This window comes from Staphylococcus gallinarum, assembly GCF_000875895.1.
In the GTDB taxonomy this organism is placed as follows: Bacteria; Bacillota; Bacilli; order Staphylococcales; family Staphylococcaceae; genus Staphylococcus; species Staphylococcus gallinarum.
The window spans coordinates 1-241 of sequence record NZ_JXCF01000249.1; the positions used below are offsets into that span (position 1 = coordinate 1).

The 241-nt window shown below is 25.3% G+C and carries 1 protein-coding gene; it reads left to right on the forward strand.

From position 1 onward, the window contains the following. Positions 1-241: aminoglycoside 6-adenylyltransferase (locus SH09_RS14325; protein ID WP_042740061.1), on the forward strand; the 241-nt coding region annotated here is incomplete at both ends.

Consider the following 241-nt stretch of genomic DNA (forward strand, 5'->3'; position numbering starts at 1 on the left):
AGATTATGATTTTGCTTTTTTCGTATCAGATATTGAGTATTTCACACATGAAGAAAGTTGGTTAAGTTTATTTGGAGAATTATTGTTTATACAGAAACCAGAAGATATGGAATTATTCCCACCTGATTTAGATTATGGTTACAGTTATATAATGTATTTTAAAGATGGCATAAAAATGGATATTACATTAATTAATTTAAAAGATTTAAATCGTTATTTTAGTGATTCTGATGGTCTTGTA